Here is a 20,600-nt window from a genome sequence, read left to right as displayed (position 1 = left end):
AGCTGGCTCGGAGGCTTCGAAGCGAGGAGTCGGACAGGCGAACCCCACGTGGTGAGCCATGCTGCGCGGCGGGCGCGATCGACGTCGGGCCGCCGTCGCTCGGACCGCCTCGGCGCTGGAGGTGGCAAGACGGCGGCGGTGCGCCTACCCGAGCGCCGAGGAGCAGACAACGCATCACCTCGAAGGCGCGCCCGCTGGTCGCGCGTCCGGGGCCGCCTGGAGACGGGGCCAGGCGCCCGTGGGCGGGGCAGGCGCGGTCGCCCCACCACGCCTCACCGCATCTCGGTACCTCTGCCCCGGCCAATGCGTCGCCGCCGTCGCCGCGCTCCCGCGCGCCGCGCAACGCCGCCCCCGGCGGTTGAGCCCGCCCCGCCCGCGCCGGGCCCCCGATCGCCGAGCCCATTTGGGAAACGCTCCTGTTACCTTGGGCGACGCTCCGCAGCGCACTGCGGGCGCAGGTTCGACGGCAGCGCCGGCACGCCGGCGCCTTGCCCCATCGCCAGCCGAGGTCCGGATCCAACATGCAGCAGGACACGAAGAGCGCGCGCGTCTCGTTTCGTATCGACAACCTCGAAGCTGCGCTCGAGCAGGGGATCGACAACGAAGCAGCCGCGCTCGACGTGCTCGTGGCCGCCGCGGCGAAGGGAAGCCCGCACCCGGAGCTGTGGGCGAAGCTCCATGAGTCCGCCGCCCACCACGACCGGTTCTCCGAGCTCGCGTTCGCGTACGAGCGCTTCGCCAGCGAGCGGCGGTTCGGGATGCTCCCGCAGGCCGCCCAGGCCGAGGTCCTCGTCCACGCCGCCGAGTTCCTCGCCGACTTCTTCGGCGATCCCGGCGGCGCTCGCCCCTACCTCGAGCGCGCTCTCTCCGTCCTGCCCTCGCACCACGAGGCCTTCGTCCGCCTCGAGCGCATCCTCAAGGAGGCGAACGAGCCGCCCAAGCTCGCGGACCTCTACGCCCTCGCCGCGGGCTACCGCGCAGACCGCGCCGAGCAGCTCGCGCTGCTCCGCCGCGCCTACGAGCTCGTCGAGGCCAACGCGAAAGAAGAGGAGCGCGCGGTCAAGCTGCTCCAGCAGATCCTCCGGACCGACCCCGTCGACTCGTCGGCGCGCTGGGCGCTCGAGGCGCGCTACGCGCGCGCCGGGCGGCTCCAGGAGATCGCGAGGATACTCGAGCCGGCGCTCGCCGCGGAGACGCCGCCGCCCGACGCGCTCGAGATCCGCGCGCGGCTCATCGACCTCTACAGCGGCCCGCTCAAGGAGATCGAGCGGGCGCTGCCGCACATCGAGGAGGTGCTCGCGCAGAACCCGGGCCACCAGGCCGCCTTCCGCGTCGCAGAGGCCCTGCTCGGGCGCAAGACCGTCGTCGTGCGCGCAGCGGCGGCGCTCGAGTCCGCGCACGCGCGGCGCGGGAGGTCGCAGGAAGCGGCGCGCATGATGGCCCTCCAGATCGAGAACCTCCGCGGGCCGCGCCGCGTCGAGGTGCAGAAGCGGCTCGTCGAGCTGCAGTTCCAGAGGCTCGGCGATCTCGCGGCGGCGTTCTCGCTGTCCGAGCAGATCCTCGCGGTCGACCCGTCCGACGAGGCCGTGCGCGAGCGCTTCCTCGCGCTCGCGTCGGTGCTCGACCGCCGGGCCGACGCGGCGCGCGTGCTCATGCGCGCCGCGTCCGGCGCCAAGGACAAGCCACTCCGGGCGCACATCGCCGCCGAGCTCGGCGAGCTGTATGACGGCCTCGGGGAGGGCCGGAAGGCGCGCGCGTCGTTCCAGCAGGCGCTCGACGGCGAGCCCGACGCCGCGGCCGTGCTGCGCGCGGCCCGCGGGCTGGCGAAGCTCTGCGAGCGCGAGCGCGACGCGCGCGGGCTCGCCGGCGCGCTCGAGCGGCTCGCCGAGGCCGAGACGGAGGCCGAGGCGCGCGAGGCCACGGCGGAGCAGCTCGCGCGCCTCTACGAGGAGGAGCTCAACGACGCCGCGGGCGCGATCGCCGCCTACCGCAAGCTCGCGGAGGCGGGCTCCTCGCGCGAGCCGCGCGCCCTCGCCGCGCTCGAGCGGCTGTACGAGGCCACGGCCGCGCACGAGGGCCTCGCGTGGGTCCTCGAGCGGCGCGCCGAGACGGAGCCGGATCGCCGCACGGCGCGGGGGCTCGCGTTCCGCGCGGCCGACCTGCGCACCCGGCTCGCCGACCTGCCGGCCGCCGTCGCCGCCTGGCGCCGCTACCTCGCGTCGTTCGGGGCGTCGCGCGAGGCGCACGCGCGGCTCATCCCGCTGCTCGAGCAAGAGCGGCGCTGGGCCGAGCTCGAGGCGCTCCTCGAGGCCGAGGCCGAGCTCGCGGCCGGGCAGGAGCGCGCCTCGGTCCTGGGCCGGATCGGCGCGATCCGCATGGCGCGGCTCGACGATCCGGCGGGCGCGATCGCCGCGTACCGCGAGGCGCTCGCGCTCGATCCGACCGATCGGCCGAGCCGGCTCTCGGTCGAGAAGATGCTGGGCCCGTCCCCGGGCAGCGGCGCCGGCGGCGGGGACGCCTCTCCGTCGCGGCAGAGCGCCTACCTCCTGCTGTCCGACGATCAGCGGCTCGCGGCCTGCGCGCTGCTGGAGCCGATCGCGCGCGCGGAAGGCGCGGCGCAGCTCCTCGTGCGCGTGCTCGAGACCCGGGCGGAGATCGCGCCCGTCGTGTGGGCCCCGGGCGCGGCCGCGCCGGCGCCGGCTGACGTCTCGGGCAGGCTCGCGGCGCTCGAGGAGGCGGCCTCCGTCGCCGAGCGCGAGCTCAGGGATCCGAAGAAGGCGCTCGATCTGGCGGCGCGCGGGCTCTCGCTCGCGACCGCGGCCGCGCCCGAGCAGCTCGCCCGGTGGGTCGCCGAGGTCGAGCGGCTGACCGAGCACGGCAGCGAGTCGGCGCGGCGCGCGCCGACGCTCGCCGGGGCGCTCGAGGATCGCGCGGTGGACAGCGCGGCGCTGTCGCACCTCGCGCGGCGGGCGGGCGAGGCGCTGCTCGCGCGCGGCGACGTGACGCAGGCGCTCGCCCTCTACCGGCGGGCGCTCGCCTTCGAGCCGTCGTCGCGCGAGCTCATCGCGCGGGTGGACGCGCTCCTGCGCGAGCAGGGCAGCCCCGAGGAGCGGCTCGCGCTCTACCGCGAGGCGCTCGCGCAGCCGTGCCCGCCCGCGCGACGGCGCGAGCTCCTGCACGCGATCGGCACGATCCAGCGCCGCGACGTCGGCGACATCTCCGGGGCGGCCGCGACGTACCGCGCGGCCATCGAGGACGACCCGGGCGACGACGCGGCGTACGAGGCGCTGCTGGAGACGTACGCGGCGGGCGGCGCGTGGGACGCGCTCTACGACGCGCTGGCCGAGCGGCTCCCGGGCGCCCCGCTCGACGAGCGCGTCGCGCGCGAGCTGCGCATGGCCGAGGCGGCGGCGAAGGGCGGGAAGGTCCCGAGCGCGGTCGCGCACTACCGCGCGATCCTGTCGGGCGGCGCGGCGCTCTCCGACGCGGCGCTCTCCGCGATGGAGGCGCTCGCGCTGTCCGCCGGCGACGCCGCGCTGCTCCGCGAGGTGCTCGAGCGGCGGGTCGCCGCCTCGGGCGATCCGCAGGACGAGGCGCTCTGGCTGGAGCGGCTCGGCGAGCTCTCGGCGTTCGGCATCGGCGCCGCGGGCGGTGCGGGCGGTGCGGAGGCCGCCGGCGACGCAGACGCCCAGGGCGCTGCGGGCGCCGCTGCTGCGCGCGCCACCCCGGGCCCGGGCGACCTCGACGCCGCGGTGGCGGCCTGGCTGCGCGCCGCCGCGCTCGCCGAGGGGCCGCTCGCGGATCCGGAGCGGGCGCAGAAGCTCTACGAGCGCGTGCTCTCCGTCTCGCCGAGGCACCGCGACGCCGCCGGCCGCCTCGCGGCGCTCTACCGCGGGCAGGGGGCCTGGGATCGGCTCGCCGCCGTCTGCGAGGTCCTGCTCGACATAGCGACGACCGACGAGGACGCGCTCTCGGCGCTCGCGGCCCTCGAGGACGCGGCGATCCGGGCGCGCGCGACGTCGCGCTTCGTCGACGCCGCGCTCGATCTCCGCGATCGCATGAGGACCGAGGGGGAAGGGAGCGCGCCCGCCGACAAGACGGCGGCGGCGCGGGTCCGCGCGATCGACGCCGCCCTCGCCCGGGTGCTCGCCGCCGATCCCGACCGGCAGGACGACGCCGCGTCCGTCTACCGGCGCCTGCTCTCGCCGCCCGGCGGCGGCGACGTCGCGCCTGGATCGCTCGACCCCGCCGCGCTGGAGGCGTTCCGCGCGTTCCTCGCGCAGAGCCCGGACACGCTCGCGCGCCGCGTGGACCGGCGCTGGCTCTTCACGCTCCTCGTGGAGCGCGCGCACGAGGGCGAGGGCGTCAGGGCGCTCTCCGCGTGGGCCGCGTGGGAGGAGGAGAACGGCGACCGCGCGGCGGCCGCGGCGCTCTACGCCCGGCTGGTCGAGGCGGATCCCGAGAACGACGACGCGCTCGCGGCGCGGGGGCGCCTCCTCGCCGATCTCGGCGACCACGAGGGCGCGGCGGAGGTGCTCGCGATGCGCCGCGATCGCAGCGAGGGCAGCGCGCGCGTGGCGCTCGACGTCGAGCTCGCGACGCTCCTGCTCGATCAGCTGGATCGGCCGGCGGAGGCGCTCGACGCGGTCGCGCCCGCGATCGAGGCCGGGACGATCGACCCCGCGGTGCTCGAGATCGCGGAGCACGCGCTGGGGCGCCCCGAGACGCAGGCGCGCGCCGCGCTGCTGCTCGAGCGGGCGTGCGACGCGCTCGACGATCCCGAGGCGCGCATCGCGCTGCTCGAGACGCTCCTCGCGAGCTCGCCCGCGCCGCTCCCGCCGGGCGAGGTCGCGCCGGGCTCCCCGCGCGGCGCGCTCGACGCGGGCAGCCTCGCGTCCGCGCAGCGCGCCGCCGTCCGCCGCGGCTGGTTCGAGCGCCTGCTCGAGCACCACGAGAGCGACGCCGCGCGGGGCCTCGAGGTCGCCCTGCGCGCGGTCTCCGAGCTGCCAGGCGAGCTCGCCCTCTGGGATCGGCTCGAGGAGATCGGCCGCCGGGCGAAGCAGCCCGAGCGCGTCGCGGCCGCTCACGCCGCGGCGCTCGACGACGCGGGCGCGGCGCTCCCGCCCGACGTCATCGAGGAGATCGGCCGGCGGGCCGTCGAGCACCACGAGGAGTGGTTCGACGCGCCGGAGGCTGCCCTCGCGCTGCTCCGCCGGCTCGTCGAGCTCGTGCCGGGCTCGCTCTGGGGCTTCGAGCGGCTCAAGCTCGCCTACAACGCGGCCGAGCGCTGGGAGGACCTCTTCGCGCTCTACGACGCGATGCTCGAGCGCACCACGGTGCCCGACGAGCGCATCTTCCTCCTGGAGGACGCCGCGGCCGTCGCGCGCGATCTCGCCGGCGACGGCGAGCGCACGATGCGCTACCTCGAGCAGCTGCTGCCGCTCCAGGACGACGCGCGCACCCGCGCCGCGCTCGAGCGGCTCTACGAGCGGCACGGCAGGCACCGGCCGCTCATCGATCTCCTGACCGCCGAGCTGCCGAGGCTCTCCGGCGAGGGCGCGGAGCGGCTCCGCGAGCGCATCTCGCTCCTCTGGATCGAGGGGGTCGGCGACGCGGCGTCGGCGCTCCCCGTGGTCGAGCAGCTCCTCGACGCGTGGCTCTCGTCCCGCACATCCCGCGCGAACGACGCGCCCCGCGCGCCCCGCGCCGCCTTCGCGCTGCTCGAGCGGATCCTCGGGGCGATCCCGGCCGAGCAGGCGCCCGCCGGCGAAGCGGGCGCGCTCGCCGCGCGCGCGGCGCGGCAGCGCTCGGCCGTCCTGCTCGCGAAGCACTACCGCGAGGAGGGGCGGCCGGAGGACCTCGTGCGCGTGCTGGAGATCCAGCTCGAGGGCGCCGACGTCGACGACCGCCCGGCGCTGCTGCGCGAGATCGTGCGGCTCCGCCGCGACGCCCTCGGCGACGAGCCGGGCGCGTTCGCGCGGCTCGCCGAGCTCGTCGAGCTCAGGCCGTCGGACGCCGGCGATCGCGCCGAGCTCGCCGAGCTCGCCGAGCGCCTCGGCCGGCACGACCGCCTGGCCGAGGTCCTCGCCGCGGCCGAGCCGCGCGCCGGCGACCCGCAGCAGGCGCTCGCGCTCGTCCGTGACGCCGCGCTCCTCCGCCGCGACCGGCTCCGCGACGCGGACGGCGCGATCGCGCTCTTCCGCCGGCTCTTCTCGCTGGCCGAGCGCCACGGCGACGCCGCGGCCGCGCGGGACGCCGCCCGCGCGCTCGATCGGCTCTTCGCCGAGGGCGACCGCATCGCCGAGCGGTGCGACGTGCTCGACACGCTCGCCGCGATCGAGACGGACCCGGCGGCGCGGCGCGAGGCCCTGGGCGAGCTCGCGCGGCTCGCCTCGTCGCGGCTCCACGACGAGGCGCGGGCGATCGCGGCGTACTCGGCGCGCCTCACCGACGACCGCCAGGACCTCGAGGCGCTCGACGGGCTCGCGACCCTCCTCGAGGAGGGCGGGCGCTACCGGGAGCTCACGGCCGTGCTGGAGCGCCGCGCGGCGGTGCGCGGCGGCGTGGGCGGCCGGCGCGATCTCGGGCGCGTCGCGCGGCTCTTCGAGCGCGAGCTCGGCGACGCCGATCAGGCCATCGCCACCTGGCGCCGCATCCGCGAGGAGCTCGCGCCCGATCCCGAGAGCGGGGACGCGCTGGCCGCGCTCTACACGCGCGCCGAGCGCTGGGACGACCTCGTCGCGCTGCTCGAGGTCGAGGCGTCCGCGGCGGGCGCGCTCCCCGGCGGGGCCGGCGCGGCGCGCAGCGCGGAGCTCTTCCGGCGGCTCGGCGACACGCACCGCGATCGCACGCTCGCGTGGGAGCGCGCCGTCGAGGGCTACCGCCGCGCGCACGCGGCCGAGCGGGCCGCGCGCGGCGAGGGCGGGGAGCGCGGCGAGGGCGGGGAGCGCGGCGAGGGCGGGGAGGGGAACGCGCACGGCTCGTCCACGGCGCGCGCGGGCCTGGAAGAGCTGCTCCGCCGCGTCGATCCGGCGTCGGCCGAGCACCGCGGCGCGCTGGTCGCCGCCGTGGGCGCGCTGCTCGAGATCTGCGCCGCCGCGGACGACTGGCGCGCAGTGGTCGCGCTGCTCGAGCCGCGGCTCGCCGCGGCCGAGGCGGACGCCGAGCGGGTCGCCATCCTGAAGGCCTCCGCCGCGCTCCTCGAGGAGCGCGGCGGCGACCGGGAGGGCGCCTTCGAGCTCGCCTTCCGCGCGTTCCTCCTCTCGCCCGGCTCCGAGCCGCCCGAGGGCCTCCTGCGGCTCACCGATCTCGCGGGCCGCTGGCACACGATCGCCGACGCGCTCCCCGAGCTCGAGCGGCGCGGCGACGTGCCGGCCGGGGCGCTCCGCGACCTCACCTTCCGCGTCGGCCGCTGGCACCGCGACGCGCGCGCCGACGCGGACGCGGCCGAGCGCGCGTTCGAGCGGGCGCTCCTCCACGACCCCACGAACGGCGCCATCCTGCTCGACCTCGCGGAGCTCCTCCGGCACAGGCGCGGGCCCTCGCTCGTCCCGACCCTGCTCCGGCTCGCGGCGGCGACCGGGCACGACCTCGCCCTCTACCGCGAGGCCGTCGAGACCGCGCGCGACGCGGGCGACGCGGCCCCGGCCCGCGAGATCGCCGCCGAGCTCCTCGAGATCGCCGTGCGGCGCCTCGGCGACGAGGAGGGCCAGCCTCCGGTCCCCGGCGCGTGGCCCCCCTCGCGCGCCGCGCTGTGGGCGATCGACGCGCTCCTCGGCATGCTCGCGGACGCGGGCGACAGGCCGCAGATCGTCGCGCTCTGCAGGCGCGGCGCCGCGCTCCCGTTCGCGTCGAGCGAGCGGCGCCGGCTCCTGCGCGTCGCGGCCGAGGCGGCGGAGCCCGAGGCGGCGATCGCCCTCTACAGCGGGCTCTTCGAGGACGAGCCGGCGGACGAGCCGGTCGGCGAGAGCCTCGCGGCGCTCCTCCGGAAGGCCTCGCGGCGCGAGGAGCTCGTGCGCCTGCGCGAGCGGCAGATCGAGGTCTCGGGCGATCTCGATCGCCGCGTCGCGCTCCGGTACGACGCCGCGGAGCTCCTCTCGGACACCGCGCGCGCCGCCGAGGCGATCGCGCTGCTCCGCCGGAACCTCGCGGAGAGCCCGGGGCACGCCGCGTCGATCGACAAGCTCGCCTCGCTCCTCGAGGCGGGCGGGCTGCACCGCGAGCTCATGCTGCTCCGTGAGGAGCAGGCGGCCGCGCGCGAGGCCGCCGGCGCCGGCCCGGCGGCCGCCGAGCTCTGGCTCCAGGCGGCGTCCCTCGCCGAGCACGAGCTCAACGAGCCGGAGCGCGCGATCGCGAGCTACGGCCGCGCCGCGGAGATCGGCTCCGTCGAGGCGCTCGACGCCCTCGCCCGGCTGCTCGCGCGCCGCGGCGAGCACGCGGCGGCCGCCGATGCGCTCGAGCGGCTCTGCGCGGGCGCGCCGCCCGAGGAGCTGCACCAGGCGGCGCTCCGCCTCGCGGACGCGTACCTCGCCGCCGGCGAGCCCGACCGCGCCCGCGCCGCCCTCGAGCGGGCGGTGCCCCGCGCCGCGCAGCCCGCGCCGCTCCGCGAGCGGCTCGCGTACCTCTACCGCGCGTCGGGCGCGTGGAGCGCGCTGGCCGAGCTCATCGCGGGCGACGCCGCGCGCGCCGACGAGGCGCCGGCCCGGCTCTCGCTCCTCCGCGAGGCCGCGGACCTCTACCTCACGCGCGGCGGCTCGCCCGACGCCGCGATCCCGCTGTTCGACGAGGCCATCGTCCTCGCCCCCGACGACCTCTCGCTGCGCCTCGCGCGGAGCCGCGCCCTCTCCGCCGCGGGCAGGACCGACGACGCGACCGCCGCCCTGCGCGCGATCATCGCCGATTTCGGCAGTCGCCGCCCCAAGGAGCGCGCGTTCGTCCATTACGAGCTCGCCCGCGTCGCCCTCGCCACGGGCGATCGCGCCCGCGCGATGGCGGAGTTCGACCTCGCGCTGCGCGTCGATCCCGCGCACCCCGATGCGCTCCACGGCCTCGCCGGCCTCGCCCTCGAGGACGGCCAGCTCGAGCGCGCGCACCGCGCCTACCGCGCGCTGCTGCTCGTCGTGCGCCGGCCCCGCGACGAGGGCGAGGGGCTCGTCGGCGCGCGGCGGAGCACGATGCCGCCGATGCGCTCCAGCATGGCCCTCCCGGCCGCGACCTCGTTCAGCCGCGCCGAGGTCCTCCTCGCGCTCGGCGAGATCGCGCGGCGGCAGGGGGCGCCGGATCGCGAGGTGGAGTACGTCGAGTCCGCCTTCGAGGCGGCGCGCGAGAGCGACGCCGAGCACGAGAAGCTCCTCGCCGCGCTGCGCGCCCGCGGGCGCCACGACCTGCTCGCCCGCGCGCTCGAGGCGCGGCTCGCCGGCCCGGCCCTCGAGCCCGCCGAGGACGCCGCCGCGGCGCTCGGTGAGCTCGCGTCGCTCTACGAGGGGCCGCTCGAACGCCTGGAGCCCGCGCTCGCGGCCCGCCTGCGCGCCCTCGATCTCACGCCGGGCGCGGGCCCCGCCCACGACGCCGCCCTCGAGCTCGCGCGCCGCCTCGACCAGACGCGCCGGTACCTCGACCTCGTCGAGCGGCTCGTCGCGCGGGCGGCCGGCGAGCCGTACGAGATCGCGCTCCTGCTCCGCTTCGGCCGCGCCCTCGAGCTCGCGCCGGACAGCCAGGAGCGCGCCGCGGCCGTCTACCGCCGCGCCGAGGCGAAGATCGCGGCCGGTGGGCCCTCCGCCGGCCGCGAGGCGGGCGTCGACGTCGAGCCGCTGTGGCGCTCCCTGGAGGCCCTCTACGAGCGCCTCGGCGACCGCCCGGCGCAGGCCGACGTCCTCCGCAAGCGCATCGCCCACGCCGACGCCGCGCGCGCCGAGGACGCGCCGGCCGCCCCCGCGAACCGCCCGGATCGCGCCGAGCCGCGGTACCGCCTGGCCACGCTGCTCGCGTCGGACCCGGCGGAGGTCGATCCGGCGATCTCGCTCCTCGAGGAGGCGCTCGATCTCCACGCCGATCCGGACCGCGCCGAGGCGATCTTGCGGGACGCGCTGCGCGCCGATCCGAGGAACCCGCGCGCGATCCGCCTCTTCGAGCGCCTCGCCCGGCAGAGCGGGCGCCCGCGCGCGCTCGTGGACGCGCTGCTCCTCCTCGCGGAGATCGAGGGCCCTCTCGTCCTCGAAGAGGCGGTCCGCACCGCCCGCGCGTTCGGCGACCGCGAGCAGGCCGAGTCGATCTTGCAGCGCATCGTCGGCCCGGGCGCGCCGCCCTCGTCCGACCCGCCCGGCGCCGCGTGGGCGCTCGTCGCGCTGGCCGAGCTCCGCGAGGAGGCCGGCGATCTCGCGGCCGCCGCGTGGCTGTGCGAGCGCGCCGCGCGCGCCTCGGAGCCCGAGGACGAGCGCGCGCTGCTCCTGCACGCCGCGGAGCTCGCCGCGAGCCCCCTCGACGACCTCTCCCGCGCCGCGCGCCTCTACGAGGAGCTCCGCGCCCGCGAGCCCGCCGAGCGCGAGATCTGGATGCCCCTCGCCGGCGTGTACCGCCGGAGCGGCGACGCCGCGCGCCTCTCCGCGCTGCTCGAGGAGACGGTCCCCCTCGTCGACGACATCTCCGAGCGCTGCGCGCTGCGCCTCGAGCGCGCGCGCCTCCTCGCGCGGGAGTCGCCGGCCCAGGCCGCGCTCCTGCTCCGCGACATCCTCGACGAGGACCCGACCCAGGTGGAGGCCGCCATCCTCCTCGCCACGATGCTCGAGGAGGCCGGCCGCACCGAGGAGCTCGGCGAGCTCTTCGCCCTGCAGCTCGACGCCGCGAAGGACCGCGCCGACGTCGCCTCGATCGCGTCGATCTCGATGCGCCTCGGCGCCCTCCTCGAGCAGCGCGGCGACGATCGCGGCGCGCGCGACGTCTACCTCGGGGCGGTGGACTGGGACGCCACGAACCGCGACGTCCTGCGCGCCCTCGTGCGCCTCGGCCGGAAGCGCGACAACGCCGACGATCTCGTCGACTCGCTCGAGAAGCTCCTGCGCATCGAGCAGGGCGGCGAGGCGGCCCAGCTCGCGCTGGAGCTCTCCGAGCTGCACGGCGCGCGCGGGGACGACGTCGCCGCCGAGGCCGCCCTCAAGGCCGGCTACGCCGTCTGCCCCACGAGCGACCGGCTCCGCGAGGAGCTCGCGTCGCGCTACGCGGCCCGCGAGGCGTGGCACGCGCTCGCCGAGCTCCACGTGCTCACGGCGCACGTCGCCGGCACCGACGGGGCGCGCGTCGGGGCCCTCTGCCGCGCCGCCGAGATCCTCCGCGACCGCGCGGGCGACGCCGCGGCCGCGGCCGAGCTCCTCGATCGCGCCCTCCGCGTCGCCCCCGGGGATCGCGACGTCCTGCTCGCGCTCATCGACGCGTGCGGCGCGGCCTCCGAGCACACCCGCGCGGCCCGCGCGCTCACGGCGACGCTCGAGGCGAGCCCGGACGACCCGTGGCTCTACCGCGCGCGGGCCGAGGTCCACGGGGCGCTCGGGCAGGGCGACCGCGCGCTCGCCGATCTCGAGCGCGCCTACGCGCTCGGCGGCGCCGAGTACGCGCGCGAGCTCGTCGCCGAGCTCGATCGGGCGCTCGCGCGCGCGGCGGCGCGGCCCGTCGAGGCCGAGGCCGCGCCCGCCGAGCCCGCGTCGGAGGGGTCGGCGGCCGTCGCGCCGCGCGCGCTCCGGCTGCGCCTCGCCGAGATCCTCGCGCGCTCGGGCGATCTCGAGCGCGCGCGCGGCCACCTCGGCGATCTGCTCCACGTCGACTCCAAGGATCGCGCGGCGCTCAAGGCGCTCGCCGGCCTCGAGGAGTCCGCCGAGCGGTGGGACGCCGCGAGCGCCGTCTACCGCCGGCTCATCGCGCTCGAGGAGGGCGACGCCCTCGTCGCCACCGCGCTCCGCCTGGCGGGCGCCTGCGCGCGCGCCGGCCACCTGAGCGACGCCCGCGGCGGCCTCGAGCGCGCGCGCCGCGCCGCGCCGGGCAACGCCGAGATCCGCGATCGCCTGCGCGCGCTCTACGCCGAGATCGGCGCGAGCCGCGAGCTCGCCGCCATCACGCTGGAGGACGCCGCGGCCGCGTCCGACGTGGCCGGCCGCTTCACCCTCCTCGTCAAGGCTGGCCGCTTGCTCCTCGACGTCGGCGACGCGGCGCAGGCGGCCCCGGTGCTCCGCGAGGCGCGCTCTCTCCGCCCGGAGGATCACGAGGTTGCCCTCCTGCTCGTGGACGCCCTGACGGCCGCGGGCAGCCCCAAGGAGGCGCGCGCGGTCACCTCGGAGCTCATCGTCGCCAGCAAGGGGCGCCGCTCGCGGCTCCTCGGCGCCGTCTACCACCGCCTCGCGCGGATCGAGGACGCCGAGGGCAATTTGAGCGAGTCGCTCACTGCGCTCTCGAGGGCGCTCGAGAACGACCCTCAGAACGGCGAGCTCGCCATGGCGCTCGGCGAGAGCGCGCTCGGGCTGGGGGAGCAGGACCTCGCCGCGCGCGCCTACCGCGCGGTCACCCTGATGAAGATTGCCCCCGAGCCCGGCGAGGGCGGCACCACGCTCGCCGCGCGCGCGCTCGCCTATTACCACCTCGGGGCGATGGCGTTCGCGGCCGGCGACCGCCGCAAAGCGCGCCTGATGCTCGACAAATCCGTCTCCGAGGACGGGTCGCTCGAGGCGGCCCGGGCGCTCCTCGACGAGCTGCGCGCCGGCTAAACCCCCCTCCCGCCCGTCTTCGCAGGTATGCCCAGGTCGCGGCGGCCGCCCTCGGGGCCGCCCGAGGCGGCGCGCCGGGGGCGCGGGGCCGCCCGATTCCAGCGGCATTTTGCGGCCTTCTGGCCTCTCGACGGCGCCTCTCCGGTCCACGGCGGCGCCGCGCCGGCGGCCCTCCCAGCGGCTCGTTCCCCCTCTGGCGCGCCGCTCCGGCGCGGCCTTTCAGGGGTCCGCGCGATGCCCGCTCTCAGAAATCGCGTTTTCTCCCCGCATTTTTGTCTTTTTTTGTCCTGAGTCGTGTGTAAGGTTCACTAAGGCTGTGCGCGACGAGGTGTCGCGCGCGGGCTCATGTCCCAGGAGAGTGCCATGGCAACTAAGAAGACGGCCGGGGGCGGCGCGAAGAAGACGTTGAGCAAGAGCGGCCTGATCCAGGCCATCACCGAAGCTGCCGGTGATGAGCTGAGCCGCAAGCAGGTGAAGAACGTTCTCGAGTCTCTCATCTCGATCGGTCATCGCGAGCTGAAGAAGTCGGGCGCGTTCACGCTCCCCGGCTTTGCGAAGTTCCGGGTGGTCAAGCGCCCTGCGACGAAGGCGCGTCAGGGGATCAACCCGTTTACCAAGCAGCCGATGACCTTCGCCGCGAAGCCGGCGAGCAAGTCGGTCCGCGCTCGGCCGATCAAGGCCATCAAGGACGCGCTCCTCTAGGCATACGGATCTCCAGCGGAGCGCAGGGCGGCCACGGCGACGTGGCCGTTCTTGCTCCATGGCCCCGCGCCGGCCTCGGGTCGCTCCGGGCGTGTCCGGCGGGGCCCGGCGCCGCCGGCCTGATCCCGCTCCGGGGGCCGGGCAGCGGCGGAGCCGCCGCCCGCGCCGTCACGTCGCTTCTTGCGTCATTTCTTCCGGCTGTAGGCCTGCGCTGCCACTGGACCCGATCCGGTGCGCGCTTTGACAACCAGCTTCACCGTCGCCGGGATGGGGAACGGCCATTGGTAGCAGCTCTGCTTGGCTCCGATGGCGGCTGTCGGGCCGGTGTCCGAGTCGACGGCGACCACCGGTTTCAGGTTGAACGCGGCGAGCCCCGGCTGTCCTCCGGCGTTGAGGTCGAGCTCCAGCTGGAGATCGACCTCGGTGACGGTGGGGAGCGCCTGCGCCAGGAACGTGTAGCAATGGCCCGGTTGGAGCATGAAGGTCTGCCCCGAGGCCGTCTGCCCCTCGGGCACCACGTTGCACACCGGCGCCCCTTCCGGCTGCATCTTCGGCGCCTCGCCGGTGGCGCGGCCCTGGAACATGGTGGTCATCGCGAGCGACTGGACTCCATCGCAGGGCGACGCCGTGGGCACCCCGACCGTCGGCAGGCCGGCGTCCGGGGGCGGGGCGGACGCTGTCGGCTGCGGGGGCGGCAGCGCCCCCGCGTCCGGGGGATCGTCCGCGAACTCCGACTCCTTGCTGCCGCCGCCGCAACCCAGCGCTGCCGCCGAGAGAGCCAGGAGCACTGCTGAACCCAACGACCTACCCGTCACCGTCATCTGCGGCCTCCTCGCGCACAGCCCTGCCGCACGCCGCGGCTCCTCGTTCGGACAGCTGCGCTCGCGGGCGCTCATACACCCGACAGGGGCCGGGGGCTATGTGCGAGGCGTCTTCGCGCAGGCGGGCCAGCGCAGGCGGTCGCCTCTCGCGCCGATCAGCCGGACCCGCCCACGAGCTCGCGCAGGATGCACATGCGCGCCACGAGGAGCGCCTCGGGCCGGATCGCGTCGTCGAGGTACGCGGCCGAGTTCGCCTCCGCCAGCGACTCGCGCAGCATTCCCTGCTCCAGGAAGGTGACAGCGCGCCCGAGGTGCAGCCGCGCCCTGTCGGCGGCGATCCCCATGCCCGCGCTCGCCAGCATCTCTCGTTCCAGGAACCACTGCGCAAACTCTCCGGGACGATCGAGCTTCGCGCGGGAGCCTTGGTCGGTCATGCTGTAGTCTACCTCACGTTTTGCCCTCGGCCAGCCGAGCCTGACGGCAGTGACGCTGGAAATCGTGGCAGAAGCAGCATCAATCCGCCGGACGGGCGCGATGAAAGCGAGGGCGGGACACGTCCAAAGCGACATCCGGCGGACGGCCCTGGAGCCCGGTTGAGCGGGCCTCGGGGGTTCGCTCCGGGCAGCTCCCCGCGAGCGAACCGTTGCGTCGCGAGCCCGTCAGTGAGATTGAACGCGGCGTTCTGCCGGAATTCGAGGAGGTTCTTTTGCTCCGTACGATTGGCGTTCTGCCAGCCATGGTCCTCACCGCCGCCCTCGCTGCTGGTTGTCAACAGCGAGAGGCTTCCACGCCGCCGAGCTATGCGAGCCAGCCCCCACCCGGCTACTACCAGCAGCCGGGATACCAGCAGCCGGGGTACCAGCAGCCCGGCTATCAGCAGCCCGGATACCAGCAGCCCGGCTATCAGCAGCCCGGATACCAGCAGCCGCCGCCCGGGTACCAGCAGCCGGCCCCGACGCAGCCGGCACCGACGCAGCCGGCCCCGACGCAGCCGGCCCCGGCGCCCTCGGCGCAGCCCGGCGGCTTCCCGTGGCCGTTCCCGCTCCCTGGCCAGCCGACCGGCGGCCAGCCGACCGGCGGCCAGCAGCCCGCCCCGAGCGGCGGGAGCAGCACCGGCAGCGCGTCGCCGGTCGACCCGAACTTCGCTACCGCCGCGACCATCCCGCTGAACAACCTCGCCGCGACCGAGGCGCCGGGCATGACGAAGGAGGGAGGGCCGATCGCGGGCCAGTTCACCGCCGGGCAGACGCTCGAGCAGCAGATCCAGCTGATGCCTGGCAAGTGCTACACGGTCCTCGGCGTCGGCGCGGGGATCACCGAGCTCGACATCAGCCTCGTCGCCTTGACCCCGATCCCGATGGGCTCGTCGGTGCTGGCGCAGGACAACTTGACCGGCGCGAACGCCGCGCTCGGCGGCCGGGGCAACTGCTACCGCTGGTCGCTGCCCGTGGGCATCAACGCCAAGTACATCGTCAAGGCCACCGCCGGCTCGGGCGTGGCGGCCGCGCAGCTCTACGTGAAGTGACGCCGCAAAAGCACCGAGGACGCCGGGAGATCTCTCTCCGGGCGTCCTCGGGGGCTCGCCTCGTCGATCGTCGAGGTGTTACACGCGGATCCCGGGCGCCGGGAAGCCGCGGCAGAGCTCCGCGACCTCGGCGCCGATGCGCGCGATACGCGCCTCATCGTTGATGTTCTGCGCCACGTCATCCATCCAGGCCGCCAGGCGCTCCATCTCGGCGACGCCCATGCCGCGCGACGTCACCGCCGGCGTGCCGATGCGGAGCCCCGACGGGTCGAACGGCTTGCGCGGGTCGAACGGGATCGAGTTGTAGTTCGCCACGATGCCCGCGCGATCGAGCGCCTGCGCATAGGGCTTCCCGGCGATCCCCTTCGGGGTCATGTCGATCAGCAGGAGGTGGTTGTCGGTCCCTCCGGTGATGAGCCGGAAGCCGCGCGACTCCAGCGCGCGCCCGAGCGCCTGAGCGTTCTCCACGATCTGCTTCGCGTAGCCCCGGAACCCGTCCTCCGCGGCCTCCTTCGCGGCGACCGCGATGGCCGCCGTCGTGTGGTTGTGCGGCCCGCCCTGGAGGCCCGGGAACACCGCCTTGTCGATCGCGCTCGCGTGCTCCTTCTTGCACAGGATCATCGCGCCGCGCGGGCCCCGGAACGTCTTGTGCGTCGTCGACGTCACCACGTCGGCGATGCCCACCGGCGACGGGTGCACCCCGGCGGCCACGAGCCCCGCGATGTGCGCGATGTCCGCCGCCAGGATCGCCCCGACCTCGTCGGCGATCGCCCGGAACGCGGCGAAGTCGAGCGTGCGCGGGTACGCCGTCGTCCCGCACCAGATGAGCTTCGGCCGGTGGGCGCGCGCCAGGTCGCGGACCTGGTCCAGGTCGATGCGGTGATCGCTCTCGCGCACCCCGTAGGGGACGCTCTTGAAGTACTTCCCGGTGATGCTCACCGACCAGCCGTGGGTCAGGTGCCCGCCGGCGGGCAGGCCGAGGCCCATGATCGTGTCGTTCGCCTGCGCGAAGGCGAGGTAGACGGCCAGGTTGGCCGGGCTCCCGGAGTAGGGCTGCACGTTCACGTGGTCGGCCCCGAACAGCTTGGCCACCCGCGTGCGCGCGAGCTCCTCGACCACGTCGACCTGCTGCTGGCCCTCGTAATACCGCTTGTGCGGGTAGCCCTCGGAGTACTTGTTCGTCAGCACCGAGCCCGTCGCCTCGAGCACGGCCCGAGACACGTAGTTCTCGCTGGCGATCAGCCGGAGCGTGTCCGCTTCCCGCCGCTCTTCCTTGCGGATCAGCTCGGCGATCTCCGGATCGACCTCGTCGAGCGGCCGCAGGCCCTGCACGTCGTTCTTCACGCTCATACCTCGAACTCCCCGCGTGAAAGGATGTCGGTGACGCGCCAGAGGAACGAGTTCGCCAACACCCCGTCGATGATGCGATGGTCGTAGGACAGCGCGAGGAACATGACCGGATGGATCGCGATCGAGTCCTCCTTGTCCTTCGTGACCACCACGACGCGCTTCTTGATCTCCCCCATCCGGAGGATGCCGACGTTCGGCTGTGAGATGATCGCGCCGCCGAACAGGTTGCCCTTGAGGCCGGGGTTCGAGACCGTGAAGGTCGTGTTCGCGAGATCGTCGGCCGTGATCTTGCCCGACTTCGCTCGCCCGGCCAGCTCGTCGATGCTCCTCGCGATGCCGCGCAGCGCCAGCTCGTCCGCGTGCTTGATGCTCGGGACGATGAGGCCGCCGGGCGTGTCCACCGCCACGCCGAGGTTGACGTCGCGCAGCACCACGTACGAGTTCTCGAGCACTCGAGCGTTGAGCTCCGGGTGCTCGCGCAGCGCGCGGACGGCCGCGGCGCAGATGAAGGACAGGAACGTCAGCGACGCACCCGCCTTCTTGAACTCGTCCTTGTGCGCGTCGCGCAGCTTCGACGTCTCGTGCAGGTCGACCTCGGCGACCGTCACCACGTGCGGCGACGTCACCTTGGAATAGACCATGTGGTCGGCGGTGATGCGGCGGCGCCGGCTGAAGGGCACCACCTTGTCGCCCGGCTTGGGCGAGTAGGGCGGCACCTTGTACGCGCCGAACCCGACGCCGGGCACCGGCGGCACGAACCCGCCGCTCGCCTGGATGAGCTGCGACAGCTCCGCCGCCGGGCTCGCCGCGCCTGCCGGCTGGGGCGACGCGCTCGCCTGCGGCGCCGGCGCCGGCTCGGCGGTTGCGCCGTGCGCCGCGCGGATCACGTCATCGCGGGTGATCCGGCCGTGGTCGCCTGTCCCCTGCACGCCGCGCAGGTCGACGCCCGACTCGAGCGCCAGCTTCTTCGTCGAGGGGCTCGACAGCGGGCGGGCGCTCTCATCATGTCCATTGCTGCCCTGCGCCGGGGCGCCGGCCGCGGCCACGTTCCGCGGGTGGTGCACCGGCGCCGGCGCCGGCGAGCCGGTTGCGGCCGCGCTCGGCGGGCGGGGCTCCGCTGTGGCCTGCGACTCCGCCGCCGCCTCGTCGATCTGGCAGAGCAGACCTTCCTTGGCGACGACGGTTCCCTCGGCCACCGCGATCCGCGCGACACGGCCGGCGATCGGCGCCGGGATCTCCGTGTCTGCCTTGTCGGTCGCAACCTCGAGCAGCGGCTGCTCGCGCTTGACGAAATCGCCCTCGCGCACGAGCCACCTCGAGACGGTCCCCTCGAGCACGCTCTCGCCGAGCTGTGGCATGCGAACATCGACCATCGCTTCTCGCTCCTCCAACGCTCCCCGCCCTGAGCGCCCGTTTCTCGGGCAACGGCGGCACGGTCGTATACGCCGCCCGTCCTTCGAGAGCAACGACACAGTGTTCGCCCGCTGCGCATCCTTTTCGGGTCTATTCATCCTGCCGGTGCCCGCGCCGCGCTCAGCCGCCGGGGCCGCCTCGGCGACGGCGAGCCGCCCCCGCCGAGACGCCCGGCGCAGGAAGGCTGGAATCGTACGTCGACGCACGTAGACGCTGGCGCGCCTCAGCCGGTAAAAGGGCCCGGTGCGTGACGCCGCGCCGGATGGTACCGCGGTCCCTCGTCCTCGGGCCGCCTCGACCGAGATCGCGCGCGAGCGCCTCGCCGCCAGGCCGGCGCGCGTCCCGGGCTCGCAGGCGATCCATGCGATCTCGCTCGGCGCCATCGCGTTCCTGCTGCTGCAGATCCTGACCTACGGCTACGGCCGCGATCAGGGCATCTACGCCATGGTCGCGCGCGCGGTGCTCGACGGTGGCATGCCGTACCGCGACGCGTTCGACTTCAAGCCGCCCGGCATCTTCTTGATCTACGCGCTCGCGCGCGCGCTCTTCGGCTCGGCGCAGTGGGGCATCCGCGTCCTCGAGGTCCTCGGCCTCGCCGGCATGTGCCTCGCGATGACGTCGCTCGCCGGGCGCGCCTTCGGCGACCGCCGGATCGGGGTCGTCGCCGCCGCGCTCGCCGTGCTCGTGCACGCCCAGCTCGATTTCTGGCACACGGCGCAGCCCGAGTCGTTCGGCGGCGTGCTCACCGTCGTCGCCCTGCTCGTGGCCACGCCGCGCGGCCGCGCCGGCGCGCCCCGTCCCGCGCCGGGCGCCGCCGCGCTGATCGCGTCGGGCGCGCTCTTCGGCGCCGCCGGGCTCCTCAAGCCGCCCCTCGCCGGCGGCGGCGTCGTGCTCGCCGCCGCGCTGGCGGCGCCCGCCCTCGTGGAGCTCGCGCGGCGCGGCTCGGCGCTCGCGCGGCGCGGCCCGGCGCGCGGCGCCGGACGGGGCGCGATCGAGGCAGCTCGGCCCGCGATCGAGGGCGCGCCGGCGCGCCGGGCCGCGACCGCGCTCCTCTGGGCGGCGCTCCGGCCTGCCCTGCTCATCGCGCTGGGCGGCGTGCTCCCCGTGCTCGCCTGCGTCGCGTGGTTCGCCGCGAAGGGGGCGCTCGGCGATCTGTGGGAGGTCCTCTTCGTCTTCACGCCGCACTACACCGCGCTCGGGTGGCGCGACGCGAGCGTGCTCGACAGGGCGTGGCACGGCGTCGGCGAGTGGCTCATCCGGTACTCCGGCCCGATCGCGCTCGGGCTCGCCTGCCTGCTCGCGCTGCACCCGGATCGCCACGAGCGGGCGGGCGTGGCGCTGCTCTCGGGCGTGATCGCCATGCACCTCGTCGGCGTGGTGATGCAGGCGAAGTTCTTCCCCTACCACTACGGCGCCACCTGGCCGCTCACCGCGATGCTCGCGGCGCTCGGCCTCTGGAAGGCATGGCAGCGCTGTGTTCGGCTCGGCGCGCGGGCGGCCGCCGCGCTCGTCGCGGCGATCATCGCGACCGCCTTCGCCCGCTCTGCGACAAAGGACGTGGCCGACGACTACATCGATCGCTGCGCCGAGCGGATCGCGCTGCTCGCCGCGGGCGCGCGGGACCAGGGCCGCCTCGACCGCCTCGCCTCGGTCGCCGACGTCAACGCCGCGGCGAACCGCGCGGTCGCGGCGTGGCTCCGCGAGCGCGTCGCGCCGGGGCGGCCCGTGTTCGTGTGGGGGTTCGAGCCGGTGGTCTACGACCTCGCCGATCGCCCGCCGGCGACGCGATACCTCTACAACGTCCCGCAGCGCGCGGCGTGGGCCCGGCAGGAGGCGCGCGACGCGCTGATGCGCGACCTCGCCGCGAGCCCTCCGGCCGCGATCGTGGTCGAGCGCCACGACGTCTTCCCCTCGGTGACAGGCGACGCGCTCGACTCGCGCGACACGCTGGACGGGTTCCCGGCGCTGGCGGGTCTCATCGACGATCGCTACGAGCTCGCCGTGCGCATCGAGGATTTCGAGATCTACCTGGAGCGCTGAGGG

The 20,600-nt window shown here is 75.8% G+C and carries 8 protein-coding genes; 4 read left to right on the top strand and 4 right to left on the bottom strand.

Annotation, left to right across the window (positions count from 1 at the left end):
- Window positions 1-521 precede the first annotated feature (521 nt).
- Both WMF36_RS34845 and WMF36_RS34840 read left to right on the top strand, forming a co-directional pair.
- A complete protein-coding gene (locus tag WMF36_RS34845; protein ID WP_437575117.1) occupies window positions 522-12,746 on the top strand; it encodes a tetratricopeptide repeat protein in 12,225 nt (4,074 codons plus the stop codon).
- 363 nt (window positions 12,747-13,109) lie between these two features.
- Window positions 13,110-13,448 carry an HU family DNA-binding protein gene (locus WMF36_RS34840; RefSeq protein WP_437575116.1) on the top strand — a complete coding sequence of 113 codons (339 nt, stop codon included), beginning with the start codon at window positions 13,110-13,112 and terminating at the stop codon, window positions 13,446-13,448.
- Window positions 13,449-13,633: 185 nt separating this feature from the next.
- On the opposite strand, the gene WMF36_RS34835 is transcribed toward WMF36_RS34840, so the two are convergent.
- A complete protein-coding gene (locus WMF36_RS34835; protein ID WP_437575115.1) occupies window positions 13,634-14,236 on the bottom strand; it encodes a hypothetical protein in 603 nt (200 codons plus the stop codon).
- 188 nt (window positions 14,237-14,424) lie between these two features.
- Window positions 14,425-14,703, bottom strand: coding sequence for a hypothetical protein (locus tag WMF36_RS34830; protein ID WP_437575114.1), 279 nt, complete (start codon window positions 14,701-14,703; stop codon window positions 14,425-14,427).
- 272 nt (window positions 14,704-14,975) lie between these two features.
- On the opposite strand from WMF36_RS34830, the gene WMF36_RS34825 reads away from it, so the two are divergent.
- A complete protein-coding gene (locus WMF36_RS34825; RefSeq protein WP_437575113.1) occupies window positions 14,976-15,794 on the top strand; it encodes a hypothetical protein in 819 nt (272 codons plus the stop codon).
- A gap of 78 nt (window positions 15,795-15,872) precedes the next feature.
- Here the strand turns inward: WMF36_RS34825 and glyA are convergent, their stop codons facing one another.
- Complete coding sequence (gene glyA, locus WMF36_RS34820) at window positions 15,873-17,144, bottom strand: serine hydroxymethyltransferase (protein WP_437479901.1); 1,272 nt, start codon at window positions 17,142-17,144, stop codon at window positions 15,873-15,875.
- Window positions 17,141-18,517, bottom strand: coding sequence for a dihydrolipoamide acetyltransferase family protein (locus WMF36_RS34815; RefSeq protein WP_437575112.1), 1,377 nt, complete (start codon window positions 18,515-18,517; stop codon window positions 17,141-17,143). The genes glyA and WMF36_RS34815 overlap by 4 nt, the downstream gene beginning before the upstream one ends.
- A gap of 283 nt (window positions 18,518-18,800) precedes the next feature.
- Between WMF36_RS34815 and WMF36_RS34810 the strand changes: the two genes are divergently transcribed.
- Entirely contained in the window at window positions 18,801-20,597 is a 1,797-nt protein-coding gene (locus tag WMF36_RS34810) for a glycosyltransferase family 39 protein (protein WP_437575111.1), read from the top strand.
- The last annotated feature ends 3 nt before the right edge of the window (window positions 20,598-20,600 follow it).

The organism is Sorangium sp. So ce887, assembly GCF_051521455.1.
Taxonomy (GTDB): domain Bacteria; phylum Myxococcota_A; class Polyangia; order Polyangiales; family Polyangiaceae; genus Sorangium.
Note: the sequence above shows the minus strand (reverse complement) of the source record. Positions and strands in the feature narration are given on the sequence as shown.